This is a genomic window from Flavobacterium sp. (genome assembly GCF_039595935.1).
In the GTDB taxonomy this organism is placed as follows: Bacteria; Bacteroidota; Bacteroidia; order Flavobacteriales; family Flavobacteriaceae; genus Flavobacterium.
In genome coordinates this window covers 1,499,568-1,511,976 of the sequence record NZ_JBCNKR010000006.1, presented here as the reverse complement: position 1 = coordinate 1,511,976, position 12,409 = coordinate 1,499,568, and the positions used below count along the sequence as shown (strand labels likewise).

Annotated in this window: 12 protein-coding genes; 7 read left to right on the top strand and 5 right to left on the bottom strand. The window is 33.0% G+C overall.

Annotated elements, in window-relative coordinates; translation table 11 throughout:
* Window positions 1–91 precede the first annotated feature (91 nt).
* From ABDW27_RS16415 to ABDW27_RS16385, 7 genes are all read left to right on the top strand, one after another.
* Entirely contained in the window at window positions 92–610 is a 519-nt protein-coding gene (locus ABDW27_RS16415; protein WP_343696874.1) for an LptE family protein, read from the top strand.
* A gap of 123 nt (window positions 611–733) precedes the next feature.
* A complete protein-coding gene (locus tag ABDW27_RS16410; RefSeq protein ID WP_343696873.1) occupies window positions 734–2,395 on the top strand; it encodes a hypothetical protein in 1,662 nt (553 codons plus the stop codon).
* A gap of 4 nt (window positions 2,396–2,399) precedes the next feature.
* On the top strand, window positions 2,400–2,738 hold the full coding sequence (gene secG, locus ABDW27_RS16405) for a preprotein translocase subunit SecG (protein ID WP_343696872.1): 339 nt from the start codon (window positions 2,400–2,402) through the stop codon (window positions 2,736–2,738).
* Window positions 2,739–2,878: 140 nt separating this feature from the next.
* Window positions 2,879–3,154, top strand: coding sequence for a co-chaperone GroES (locus ABDW27_RS16400; protein ID WP_008467105.1), 276 nt, complete (start codon window positions 2,879–2,881; stop codon window positions 3,152–3,154).
* An 84-nt stretch (window positions 3,155–3,238) separates the two neighbouring features.
* Complete coding sequence (locus ABDW27_RS16395; protein WP_343696871.1) at window positions 3,239–3,595, top strand: four helix bundle protein; 357 nt, start codon at window positions 3,239–3,241, stop codon at window positions 3,593–3,595.
* A 147-nt stretch (window positions 3,596–3,742) separates the two neighbouring features.
* Entirely contained in the window at window positions 3,743–5,374 is a 1,632-nt protein-coding gene (gene groL, locus ABDW27_RS16390) for a chaperonin GroEL (protein ID WP_343696870.1), read from the top strand.
* 301 nt (window positions 5,375–5,675) lie between these two features.
* Complete coding sequence (locus tag ABDW27_RS16385; protein WP_343696869.1) at window positions 5,676–6,878, top strand: ectonucleotide pyrophosphatase/phosphodiesterase; 1,203 nt, start codon at window positions 5,676–5,678, stop codon at window positions 6,876–6,878.
* A 110-nt stretch (window positions 6,879–6,988) separates the two neighbouring features.
* Here the strand turns inward: ABDW27_RS16385 and ABDW27_RS16380 are convergent, their stop codons facing one another.
* The 5 genes from ABDW27_RS16380 to ABDW27_RS16360 all read right to left on the bottom strand — a co-directional run bounded on the left by ABDW27_RS16380 (window position 6,989) and on the right by ABDW27_RS16360 (window position 12,065).
* Window positions 6,989–7,828, bottom strand: a complete 840-nt coding sequence (locus tag ABDW27_RS16380; RefSeq protein ID WP_343696868.1) for an oxidoreductase — start codon at window positions 7,826–7,828, stop codon at window positions 6,989–6,991.
* 92 nt (window positions 7,829–7,920) lie between these two features.
* Window positions 7,921–8,829: a helix-turn-helix transcriptional regulator gene (locus tag ABDW27_RS16375; RefSeq protein ID WP_343696867.1), complete on the bottom strand. Its 909-nt coding sequence runs from the start codon at window positions 8,827–8,829 to the stop codon at window positions 7,921–7,923.
* 83 nt (window positions 8,830–8,912) lie between these two features.
* The gene (locus ABDW27_RS16370) at window positions 8,913–10,040 is read right to left on the bottom strand and encodes a hypothetical protein (protein ID WP_343696866.1); all 1,128 of its coding nucleotides are present in this window, start codon (window positions 10,038–10,040) and stop codon (window positions 8,913–8,915) included.
* A 48-nt stretch (window positions 10,041–10,088) separates the two neighbouring features.
* Window positions 10,089–11,615, bottom strand: a complete 1,527-nt coding sequence (locus ABDW27_RS16365; protein WP_343696865.1) for a SulP family inorganic anion transporter — start codon at window positions 11,613–11,615, stop codon at window positions 10,089–10,091.
* 237 nt (window positions 11,616–11,852) lie between these two features.
* Entirely contained in the window at window positions 11,853–12,065 is a 213-nt protein-coding gene (locus ABDW27_RS16360) for a hypothetical protein (RefSeq protein WP_343696864.1), read from the bottom strand.
* Between the last annotated feature and the right edge of the window lie 344 nt (window positions 12,066–12,409).

Sequence of the window (12,409 nt, the reverse complement as noted above, 5' to 3'; positions counted from 1 at the left end):
AAGACGTTAAGACAAGAAAATGTTTTAAACGAAATGAATATCTTTGACCCAGCCGGTAGCAAACTGTCAAAACAATCTTTATAAAATAATAATGAAATACCTAAAATATCTTCTTGTTCTTTTAATCGCGACAACATTCAGCGGATGTAAATATTACAACTTTACAGGAGCAAAAACAATTGATGCAAAAACTTTCCAGGTGAGCTTTTTTCATAATAATGCTGATTTGGTTGAACCTGGAATTGACAGAGATTTTACATTAGCCTTACAGGATTTGATTATGAATCAAACCAATTTAAACCTTGTGAGCGCTGGTGGTGATTTAGCTTATGAAGGAGAGATTATCGATTACCGAATTACTCCAATGACAGCAACTGCCGTAACATCAACTGGTGATGTCGGTGCGGCACAAAACCGTTTAACGATTCGTATTGCCGTAAGATTTACAAACAAAAAGAAAGAAGCAGATGATTTCGAAAAAACATTCGAATTCTATTATGATTTTGCCGGAACATCACTCCCAACAGGAGCCGTATTAAACGAAGCTATTAAAACAATTTTTGAAAGAATCACACAAGATATCTTTAACGAATCACTGGCCAAATGGTAGTTTTTGGTTTAACTGTTAAACCGTTTATTTGTTAAATCGGCAAAAGAAACGAAACCAAACAGTTAAACAGATAAACAGTTAACCGATTAAACAAAAAAAAAACAAACGATTAAACAAAAAACAATGAACGTTACTGATTATACATACTTAATGAACAAACCTGATGCTATTACAGAAAATCAGGCTGAAGCGTTAGGAGGTGTTTTGAATGAATTTCCATATTTTCAAAGTGCAAGAGCGCTTCGATTAAAAGGACTTTACAGTCAAAACAGTTTTAAGTATAATTATGCCTTAAAAGTAACTGCAGCACATACTGCAGATCGTTCTGTTTTGTTTGATTTTATAACTTCTGAGACTTATACTTCAATTCAAAATGATTTTTACGATCAAAAATTAAAAGAGCTTTTAGAAATAAAAGTTCATGATAGTGAAATCGTTACATTTGAACCTGTTGTAAAAATTCCGGAGATTCGCATTGATCCTATAGAACAATCTATTTTAAAATCAATAAAAGAAGCAACAACAGTAATTTTTGAAGAGCCATCAAAAATAGAGCAGTCAAATTTAATTCAGGAAGAAGAACCTGTAAAAGTCGAAGAGCAGGCAATCATAATTCCTAGTGAAGAAGAAATACTAAGTACTTTTAAAGAAGTAACTGAAGTTGAGGAAAACATTCAGGATTTAACTGATGAACAACCTTTCGCAATTATTAATGAAGAGGAAATATTCAATTCATTTAAAGAAGTAACCGAAATTGAAGAAAATACCGAATCAACAACTGTAGAACCAATTGCAGTTTTGGAAGAAGAAAAAACAGACAACACTTTTAACCAAACTACAGAAATTGAAGAAATAAAAGTTGAAGCGATTGTTAATGAATCAGTTCTTACCCCTAGCGAAGAAGAAATATTGAATACGTTTAAAGAAGTAACTGAATCTGAAACAGAAGAAATTAAACCTGAAATAGAAGAATCTATCGCAGCTCCCAGCGATGAAGAAATTTTAAATACTTTTAAAGAAACTGCAAAAGCTGAAGAACCTGCTGCAGATTCAATTATTGAAAGACCAGTTGTAAAAGCTACTTTTTTTGATGAATTTGTAGATGATGAAATTCCGGAAGTACAGGTTGACCCAATCGAGGAATCAATTTTAGTTTCTATTAAAGAGGCTTCATCCGTTACTTTTGAGAAAACTCCAGCTGCAGAAGAAAATGCAATTATTGAAGAACCAATAGCTGTTGAAGAAATTATAGAAAAAACAGCTGCTGAAACAGAAATACCAGAAATCGAAATTCCGCAGGATGTAAAAGAAGCAGAGGAAAATTTAGAAATAGGAAAACCAATCGATTTTTCTTTCAACGAAAAACATTCATTTCAGGAATGGCTTCAATTATCAAGAGCTGAACCAATTGACCGATCTAATGAAGTTTCAAACGAAACAGAAAACGGTGAAAAAAAAACAATAAAAATTACTGAAACCGTTTCGCCGGAGGAAGAAAAGAAGAAAAAGGCAGAAATAATTGACAGATTTATTGAAGCAAATCCAAAAATTTCTCCAATAAAACCAACAATGGCAAATCCTCCTATACAATTTAATATAAATGAAGAGGAGAATTCATACTTAATGACGGAGACTTTAGCCCGTGTATATCTGGAACAAAAGAAATATACGAAGGCCATACAAGCATATGAAATATTAATTTTGAAATATCCAGAAAAAATTAGTTTCTTTGCAGACCGCATTTCGGATATAAAGATTTTACAACAAAATAACAATAACAATTAATACAATGAGCACATTTACAATTTTCTTAGTTTTAATCACAATAGTTTGCTTTCTATTGATCGTAGTGATTATGGTACAAAACCCTAAAGGAGGCGGATTATCTTCTACTATCAGTGGAACTCAAATGTTAGGTGGTGTACAAAAAACAACTGACTTTTTAGACAAAAGTACTTGGACACTAGCTACTATTTTGATTTCTTTAATTTTACTTTCTAGCTTAAGCTTCACTGGAGCTTTAGGTGATAAAACTTCTAAAATTATCGATAAAACAGAAGCGCCTGCAACTACACCTGTTGCGCCAGCTCAACAAACTCCTGCTCCGGCAGCACCAGCAGCAAAATAATATTTTAAATATAAATTAAAATGCCAGCCTGTCAAAGCTGGCATTTTTTTTAAGAAATAATGTCAGTTTTACCAGCATGGCACAATTTCTGAAAGTTTATAGAACATTAAAAAACGTATAACTTATAATAATATAAAATCATGGCTTTAAACATTAAACCGCTTTCTGACCGCGTACTTATTGAGCCTGTAGCAGCTGAAACGAAAACTGCTTCAGGAATTTTTATTCCGGATACTGCCAAAGAAAAACCACAAAAAGGAACTGTAGTTGCAGTAGGAAACGGAACTAAAGATCATACTATGACTGTAAAAGTTGGCGATACTGTTCTTTACGGAAAATATGCAGGTACTGAGCTAAAATTAGAAGGCACTGATTATTTAATCATGCGCGAGGATGATATTTTAGCGATTATCTAAAGATTGCTGTAAGCCGTAAGCCGTAAGCTATAGGCTTTCCTGAAAAGCTTAAAGCCTACTGCCTAAAGCTTAAAGCCTCAAAAAATGAGAGATTTTAAAAAATATGATATTTGGCAGCTAAGTCATTCTTTTACTTTAGAAATCTATAAATTGACTTCTTATTTTCCAAAAGAAGAACTTTATGGACTAACAAGTCAAATAAGAAGGGCATCATCTTCAATTCCAACTAATATTAGTGAAGGATGCGGAAGAAATAGCGACAAAGAATTTAATCAATTTCTCAACATTGCTTTGGGTTCTGCCAATGAAACAGAATACCTTTTGATTTTAGCTAAAGATCTACAATATCTAAATAAAGAAATTGCAGAAAATCAAATAGAAAAAATCAACAGCATAAAAAGCAAAATTTATAAATTAAAACAAGTGCTTATACAGCAATAGGCTGTAAGCTTTAAGCAATACGCTTTTCAAAAAGCCTAAAGCTTACAGCCTATTGCCTAAAGCAAATAAAAGCAATAAAAAAATTACTAACCAGCAGTAGAAAAGCCTAAAGCTTAAAGCCTACTGCCTAAAGCAAATAACAAAAAAATGGCAAAAGATATAAAATTTGATATTGAAGCACGTGACGGATTAAAACGTGGTGTTGATGCATTAGCAAATGCGGTAAAAGTAACACTTGGACCAAAAGGTCGTAATGTAATTATCGGAAAATCATTTGGTGGACCAACAGTTACTAAAGATGGTGTTTCGGTTGCAAAAGAAATCGAATTAAAAGACGCATTAGAAAATATGGGTGCGCAAATGGTGAAAGAAGTTGCTTCTAAAACCAATGATTTAGCAGGAGACGGAACTACAACTGCTACAGTTTTGGCTCAGGCTATTGTGAAAGAAGGTCTTAAAAACGTTGCTGCTGGTGCAAATCCAATGGACTTAAAACGTGGAATTGATAAAGCTGTTGAAGCTATCGTGGCTGACTTATCTAAACAAGCTAAAGTTGTGGGAAGTGATTCTGATAAAATCAAACAAATTGCTTCTATCTCTGCAAATAACGACGAAGTTATTGGTGAGTTAATCGCTACTGCTTTCGCAAAAGTAGGTAAAGAAGGTGTAATCACTGTTGAAGAAGCTAAAGGAACTGATACTTTTGTAGATGTTGTTGAAGGTATGCAGTTCGACAGAGGATATCTTTCTCCATACTTCGTAACAAATCCAGAGAAAATGGAAGTTGAATTAGACTCTCCATACATCTTATTATATGACAAAAAAGTTTCTTCTTTAAAAGAATTACTTCCGGTTTTAGAGCCAGTTGCACAATCAGGTAAGCCATTATTGATTATTGCTGAAGATGTTGACGGAGAAGCTCTTTCTACACTTGTAGTAAATAAATTAAGAGGTGCTCTTAAAATTGCTGCTGTAAAAGCGCCAGGTTTTGGAGACAGAAGAAAAGCAATGTTAGAAGATATTGCAATCTTAACTGGTGGTACTGTAATTTCTGAAGAAAGAGGTTATACTCTTGAAAATACAACTATCGAAATGTTAGGAAACGCAAAAAGAGTTTCTATCGATAAAGACAATACAACTATCGTAAGCGGAGCTGGTGAAGTTGATATCATCAAAAACCGTATCAACCAAATTAAAGGTCAGATGGAAACTACAACATCTGATTATGATAAAGAAAAATTACAAGAACGTTTAGCTAAATTAGCCGGAGGTGTTGCAGTACTTTATGTGGGTGCAGCTTCTGAGGTTGAAATGAAAGAGAAAAAAGACAGAGTTGATGACGCTTTACACGCAACTCGTGCTGCTGTTGAAGAAGGAATTGTTGCTGGTGGTGGTGTTGCTTTATTAAGAGCTAAAGCTGTTTTAGCTGATCTTAAAGCTGACAATGCTGACGAAGCAACCGGAATTCAAATTGTTTCTCGTGCTGTTGAATCTCCATTAAGAACAATCGTTGAAAACGCTGGTCTTGAAGGTTCTGTGGTTGTTGCTAAAGTTTCTGAAGGTTCAGGTGACTTTGGATACAATGCAAAAACTGACGAATATGTAGACATGCTTACTGCTGGTATTATCGATCCTAAAAAAGTAACTCGTGTAGCTCTTGAAAATGCTGCATCTGTTTCTGGAATGATCTTAACTACAGAATGTGCATTAATCGATATTAAAGAAGAAAATGCCGGAGGTGGAATGCCAATGGGAGGCGGAATGCCAGGAATGATGTAATCGTTCTCTTCTTACAATTTAAAAGCGCTGGATTTACTTCTGGCGCTTTTTTTTATAGCCACGAATTCACGAATTTATTTTTTTTCAAATCTTTGCATACAATTTGTTTGCCACAGATTAAAAAGATTTTCACAAATTATAATTCTTTTTAATCTGTGCAATCTGTGGCTAATAAAAATATAGATAAAGATTATAAAAAAATAAATTCGTGAATTCGTGGCTATCATTTTTATTTAACATTCTCTTTTTCTTTAAAAAATCTGTTATCTCTACCTTTGCGGCTTCATAATAATTATCAATAATGAAAAAGCCTTTTACCGCTCTCCTATCTTTATTTTTTCTTTTACTTTCCTTTATTTTACAAGCACAATCCAGCAAAGAAAATTATGTTGTTTTGGTTTCAATGGACGGTTTTCGCTGGGATTATCAAAAGCAGTTTAACCTTCAGAATTTAAAGCAAATTGCAAAAGAAGGTGTTCATGCAAAGTCAATGAAACCATCTTATCCAACTAAAACTTTTCCAAATCATTATTCGATTGTAACAGGACTTTATCCGGATCATCACGGAATCATTAATAATGTTTTTTATGATGCTGCTTTAAATCAATCATTTTCATTATCATCAAATGCAAAAAATGATTCGAGATTTTATGGCGGAAATCCAATTTGGAATCTGGCAGAACAGCAAGGTGTAAAAGCAGGTTCTTTCTTTTGGCCAGGTTCTGATATTGATAAAAGAAATCCAAGTTATTTTAAAAATTACGATAACAAAATTCCTTATGGGGCAAGAATCGATACTATTTTAAAATGGTTACAGCTTCCAGAAAAGCAGCGTCCGCATTTAGTGACTTTATATTTTGATGAACCTGATCATACCGGACATAATTTTGGTCCGCTTTCGCCAGAAAACAAAAAAATGGTTATTAAAATGGATTCTATTATGGGAGAATTATCCAGAAAACTAGATCAATTGCCTATCGGAAAACAAATCAATTTAATTATTGTTTCAGATCACGGAATGGCCGATATTTCTAATGATAAAAAAGTTGCTGTTCTTGATTACCTAAAACCAGAATGGCTGGGTTATAAAGATGTAATTAACCCTATTATGAGTCTTCAGGCAAAATCCGGTTATCAGGATTCTATTTTTAATGCTTTAAGAAAAGTTCCTCATATTAAATTCTGGAAATCAACCGAAATTCCTAAGAGACTACATTTCGGGACCAATCCGCGTGTTCATGATTTTGTTATTGAAGCAGATAAAGGATGGAGTTTAGTGAGTAAAGAATCCCAAAATATTAAAGGCGGAACACACGGCTATGACAATAAGAATAAAGATATGCACGCCATTTTTTATGCTAAAGGTCCTGCCTTTAAAGTAGATAAAACAGTTAGAACCTTTCCAAATGTTTCTGTTTATCCTTTAATTGCTCATATTTTAGGTCTGCAAATTGATCAGATTGATGGAAAGTTGAATGATGTAAAATCGATGTTGGTGAATTAGATAATGTGTCAATGAGAAAATTAGATAATTTTAAATATTTAATACGACCCTATTTTTTGTAGAGACGCACAGCTGTGCGTCTCTACAAAAAATAGGAATCAATTATTTAATTAAAAACCAGTTGAAACAGAAACTTCTTTCCATTGTCCCAATTCACTTTGAACACTTGCTATTTTTTGGTTTGCCATATTAAAGGCATCTTCACCTAAAAACAAATGCAATGGTGGATTTTGATCTTCAGCAGCTTTAATCAAAGCTTCTGCTAATTTTACTGGATCTCCCGGCTGATTTCCGTTAATATCTTCTTTGTGAGCGCTTTCAGACTCTCTTACGTTTTTATATTCTGCAATTGGATTTTCCGGAAGCAATAAAGAACTATCTTTTAAGAAATCTGTTCTGAAATAACCCGGATAAACGATAGTTGCGTGAATTCCAAAAGGTTTAACTTCTGCAGATAAAGATTCTGTCAATCCTGCTACGGCAAATTTTGTAGAACAATAAATTCCCCAGCCCGGAAATTCTCCATAATAACCTCCAACAGAAGAAATATTAAAAATATGCCCAGACTTGTTTGCACGTAGAATTGGCATTGTATTTCTAATTACATTTAATAATCCAAAAACATTTACTTCGTAATTTTTTCTGGCTTCTTTATCTGTTAATTCTTCAAGCGTTCCTAATAATCCGTAGCCAGCATTATTAACCAAAACATCAATTGTTTTAAAATGATTTATAGTTTTGTCGATAGCATTTTTCACGCTTTTTTCGTCAACCAAATCCATTTCTAGAGGAAGAAAATTGTCTGATGTAGTTCCTAATTCTTTAATTAAAGAAGCTTCACTTCTTGAAGTTGCAGCGACTTTATAACCTTCTGCTAATAATTTTTTAGCCAATTCTAATCCGATGCCTTTTGAAGCACCTGTGATAAACCAAACTTTTTTATTGTCCATGATTTTAAATTTTTACGTTTATAATTACATGACAAAGGTATGGTCGAAGTTCAGCTCAAATATTAAAGCAATCAAGCAAGAAGTTACAAAAATCAAACAATTTCTGCCAAACGATAGTTTTTAGGCGAAACCTGAACATTTTTCTTGAAGAAATTGATAAAATGAGACAATTCTTCAAAACCTAAACACCAGGCTATTTCGTTAATATTCCAATTGGTTTGTTTTAAAAGAATCATCGCTTCCTGAACAATTCTTTCAGAAATAATCTGCGAAGTGGTTTTTCCTGTTGTTTCTTTTAAAGCTTTATTCAAATGATTCACATGTACATTTAACTGATTTGCATATTCTGAAGGCGAACGAAAATTAATTTGCTGTGTTATGGATTCAATTGGAAATTGTCTTTCTAATAATTCTAAAAACAAAGATGAAATTCGAATTGTAGCGTTTGATTTACTGTATAATGAAGTAGTTACAGTCTGCGTTTTTAGCGCAAGATGAATAATTTCAAAAACCAGATTTCGAAGCACATCATATTTAAAAGCATAATCAGAATTGATTTCATCAAACATTCTTAAATAAACCGTTTTTAGAGATTCTGCCAGTTCCATAGAAATCGGAACAATCGGATTTCCGCCCGGCTGAAATAATGGATATTCTTTTAAATTTCCGTACTGACTAAAAAAAGCATCGGTAAAAATGCAGAAAAATCCCGTTTGATTTTCATCAACTTGTTCCCAATTATAAGGAATCTGCGGATTAGCAAAAAACAAAGCCTGATCTTCAATAACGGCAATCTTATCTGCGTAATGCACTTTGTTTTTTCCGATGATCAAACTTATTTTATAAAAGTCTTTTCTGGTGTATGGAAATGGCTTGCAGATACTTCCAACGAAATCATCTAATTTAAAAACATTAAAATGTCCGATTTCTTTTTTAAGATTCTCGGGCATTCCGTTTACTTTGATCGTGTAAAAATCTTCTAAGGTTTCTGTGAGTTTCATTTTGTAAAGTTACAAAAATCAATCTTTTAATGATTAGATAATTCATTATACTTTAATCAATTTAGGGAATTAATATTTTTATTTTACAATCTTTGAATAGTCGTAATAGACATTGGCGGTTCGCCATTTTTAGTAGATATCATTTCAATAACAGCAATTAAATCACCTTTTTTATACAACAAACCTACACCAAACACTTTAGAAGCAAAATTAGAATCTTCTTTGTTTACTGCTTCATAACCTGCTTTTTCCAGAAAAAAATGTGCTAATTCTCCATTTAGAGCAATATAACGTATCGAATTCTTCTTAAATCCAATTCCGATATTTTTCCTTTCATTATACCATATTTTATTAGATGCGCTATATGCCCAGCCATAAGCCAATTTATCCAATTTTTCTTTTATTTTATTCTCTTCAGTATCGATTAAGTTTTCCAGATCCTGTATTGTAATATCTCTTTCTGCTGAATTTTTAAACGTTTTCATATCTTCATTCGAAATCAGAAAACTAATATTGTGCGGATTTGTTTTAGAATAAATCAAATTTACATTCTGGCGATAATAAAACTTATCAAAATCATAAGGAGATACTTCCTTAGAAACAATAATTTTTTCTCCTTCCAGTGTTTTAAATTCCACTACAACAACTGCATCCTTTATAGAACTCCCTTTGTATCTGGTTTCGTTTTCGCTTCCTGAAATTACTGTTCCTTCAACTTCAATTTGATTCTTTTTTAAAATTTCTTCTGCTGTATTTTCAAATACTGCTGCGATAAAAAAATATAAGATGACACAGGGCAACAACATTATAACCAAGAAACTATAATTAATATTGATCGTTTCATGTTTACGAAGAAATTCTAAGTCCCAGCTTTTATAAAAAGCAATACTTAAATAACCTAAAAAACAAGTCAGAGAAGAACCTAATAATGGATAAAAAGCCGAAGATGATTCTATCTGCTCTGGTAAAACAAATAGAAAATAATATAGAGTTGCTATAATAAGAAAGACAATTACCCCAAAAAACAGTTTATATTTTTTAGCTGTTTTATTAATTTGTTCTTCAAATACTATTTTCTTGGCTTCTTCAAGCAACTTATAAACGTCATATTGAGATGCTCCATCTTTAATTAATAAATCTTCAATAGCAAAATCATAATAATCCTCCTTAATATATTTTACTGCTTTTGAAATTAAGTAAGTATTCTCCATACAAATTGGGATATCTTTTTTATTTGTTTAATTTATGTTGGTTTTATTTCAACTTACAATATAAGTCGGATCTTCAATTACATTGACATTAATAACGGCATCGGCATTTTTAAGCAATTGCCTGCAGTCTGCACTTAGGTATTGCAGTTCTATAATTTTGTTTTCCTGACGGTATTTTTTTGTCAAATTATTCAAAGCTTCTATTGCCGACATATCAGAAACACGGCTTTCTTTAAAATCAATTATAACATGATCAGGATCATTCTGCGCATCAAATTTCTCCAGAAAAGTAGTTACAGATCCAAAAAATAAAGGCCCGTAAATTTCATAATGTTTCACGCCGTTTTCATCAATAAAATTTCTGGCACGAATTCTTTTGGCGCTTTCCCAGGCAAAAACCAAAGCCGAAATAATCACACCAATTAAAACCGCCAAAGCCAGATTATGCAATACAATTGTAATTAAAGCAACCAAAATTCCAACGAAAATATCGTGTCTGGGCATTTTATTAATAATTCTGAAACTTGCCCATTCAAAAGTAGTAATCGCCACCATCATCATTACTCCTACTAAAGCCGCCATTGGTAATTTTCCAATTACAGGCGCTCCAAAAAGTATGATTACTAAAATTGTTAATGCCGCGATAATTCCCGAAAGTCTTGCACGTGAACCCGCGCCAAGGTTTACCAAAGTCTGCGCAATCATTGGACAGCCTCCCATTCCGTAGAAAAATCCGTTTAGAATATTCGAACTTCCCTGTGCAATACATTCACGATTGCTGTTTCCGCGAGTTCCGGTAATTTCGTCAACTAAATTCAGCGTAAGCAAACCTTCAGTCAAACCAACGGCGGCCACAATTACAGAATAAGGAAAAATTATTTTCAGCGTTTCAAAAGAAATTGGAATATTTGGAATATGAAACGGAGGAAATCCGCCCTGAACAGAAGCAATATCTTCTACCGTTTTAGTTTCTATATTAAAGATAATTACCAAAGCAAAAACCACCATAATGGCCACCAATGAAGCAGGAACTGTTTTTGTAATTTTAGGAAAAATCAAAACAATGGCAACCGTCAAAGCAACCAAACCCAGCATAATATACAAAGACGTTCCCTGAAGCCAGGAAACTTGTCCGTTTATTATGGTTTTAAACTGTTCCAGCTGCGACATGAAAATTACCACCGCCAATCCGTTTACGAAACCAAACATAACAGGCTGCGGCACTAAACGAATAAATTTTCCGAGTTTAAAAAGTCCGATACAAATTTGCACAACACCACCAAGAGCCACGGCTGCAAAAACATATTCAATTCCGTGCGACTTCATTAAGGCAATCAAAACAATTACAGTTGCTCCTGCTCCGCCCGAAATCATTCCGGGTCTTCCGCCAAAAATGGCTGTAACCAACCCGGCAATAAAAGCGGCGTATAAGCCAACTAAAGGTGGAAATCCAGCGAGAATAGCAAACGACAAAGATTCTGGAATCATCGTCATGGCGACGGTTAATCCGGCTAAAATTTCATTTTTGTAATTGACCTTTTGGGTAAAATCGAAGAGTTGGAATGCTTTTTTCATAAGGCACAAATGTAAAAAATAATGCCCAAAAGATGATTATCCTTTTCAAGTTGAAAAAGCATCAATACTAAACCGAAACAGTTATTCTAACAAAACTGTTGTAAAAGCAAGACAAAAAGCGACAGAATGAAACTTATCATTTTTAATGGTTTAATTTTAGTAGAAAACAGCACACAAAACTATTTATAAACTGAAATATTCAGCTGCGTATTTTTACCTGTTTTATTTAATAAAATGTTAATCTAAACGAATACAGGTATAACCCAGACAATTTACATAATCTACTATAGTATCGCATTGAAGTTCAACACCTTCTACACGAAGAATCTTGTCGCAGTCTTCAAGATCAAAATTGATTTTATAATCAGGAAACTGATTTTGAATAACTGCAGTAATGTAATTTTTGTCAGATTCTTTAATGACGTTTGTTTTAAAAATTTCAACAACCATAACTATTTATTTTGGTTTTGGATGATAGTTTAAATTCGAAGTCAAAAATACTTTAGACATACGTATTACAATAGTCTTTTTATACCAATGGCGTATCATTTATACGAATGGCGTTTGAATAAATTATTATTTACAAATAGCTATAAACTATAATATTAGACTATTTTTGCCGACATGAAAGTTCTCAAAATTTACCAAAATTTCTTCCTAAGAAACCTCATCGTACATACCTTCATTTTGTTGGTCATTTTTGCCTGTGTGTACGACGAACTCCATTTAGCTGGTCATGATCTTTGTTACATGGTCAGTAAAATTGCTATAGGATATTTTCCTTGTATTCTCTG

What these genes read in the sequence shown, in the direction of transcription:
- ABDW27_RS16375 (WP_343696867.1), bottom strand. Translation starts at nt 8,829, where the DNA reads ATGAAACTCACAGAAACCTTAGAAGATTTTTACACGATCAAAGTAAAC.
- ABDW27_RS16385 (WP_343696869.1), top strand. Translation starts at nt 5,676, where the DNA reads ATGAAAAAGCCTTTTACCGCTCTCCTATCTTTATTTTTTCTTTTACTT.
- ABDW27_RS16410 (WP_343696873.1), top strand. Translation starts at nt 734, where the DNA reads ATGAACGTTACTGATTATACATACTTAATGAACAAACCTGATGCTATT.
- ABDW27_RS16365 (WP_343696865.1), bottom strand. Translation starts at nt 11,615, where the DNA reads ATGAAAAAAGCATTCCAACTCTTCGATTTTACCCAAAAGGTCAATTAC.
- ABDW27_RS16370 (WP_343696866.1), bottom strand. Translation starts at nt 10,040, where the DNA reads ATGGAGAATACTTACTTAATTTCAAAAGCAGTAAAATATATTAAGGAG.
- secG (WP_343696872.1), top strand. Translation starts at nt 2,400, where the DNA reads ATGAGCACATTTACAATTTTCTTAGTTTTAATCACAATAGTTTGCTTT.
- ABDW27_RS16380 (WP_343696868.1), bottom strand. Translation starts at nt 7,828, where the DNA reads ATGGACAATAAAAAAGTTTGGTTTATCACAGGTGCTTCAAAAGGCATC.
- ABDW27_RS16360 (WP_343696864.1), bottom strand. Translation starts at nt 12,065, where the DNA reads ATGGTTGTTGAAATTTTTAAAACAAACGTCATTAAAGAATCTGACAAA.
- groL (WP_343696870.1), top strand. Translation starts at nt 3,743, where the DNA reads ATGGCAAAAGATATAAAATTTGATATTGAAGCACGTGACGGATTAAAA.
- ABDW27_RS16400 (WP_008467105.1), top strand. Translation starts at nt 2,879, where the DNA reads ATGGCTTTAAACATTAAACCGCTTTCTGACCGCGTACTTATTGAGCCT.
- ABDW27_RS16415 (WP_343696874.1), top strand. Translation starts at nt 92, where the DNA reads ATGAAATACCTAAAATATCTTCTTGTTCTTTTAATCGCGACAACATTC.
- ABDW27_RS16395 (WP_343696871.1), top strand. Translation starts at nt 3,239, where the DNA reads ATGAGAGATTTTAAAAAATATGATATTTGGCAGCTAAGTCATTCTTTT.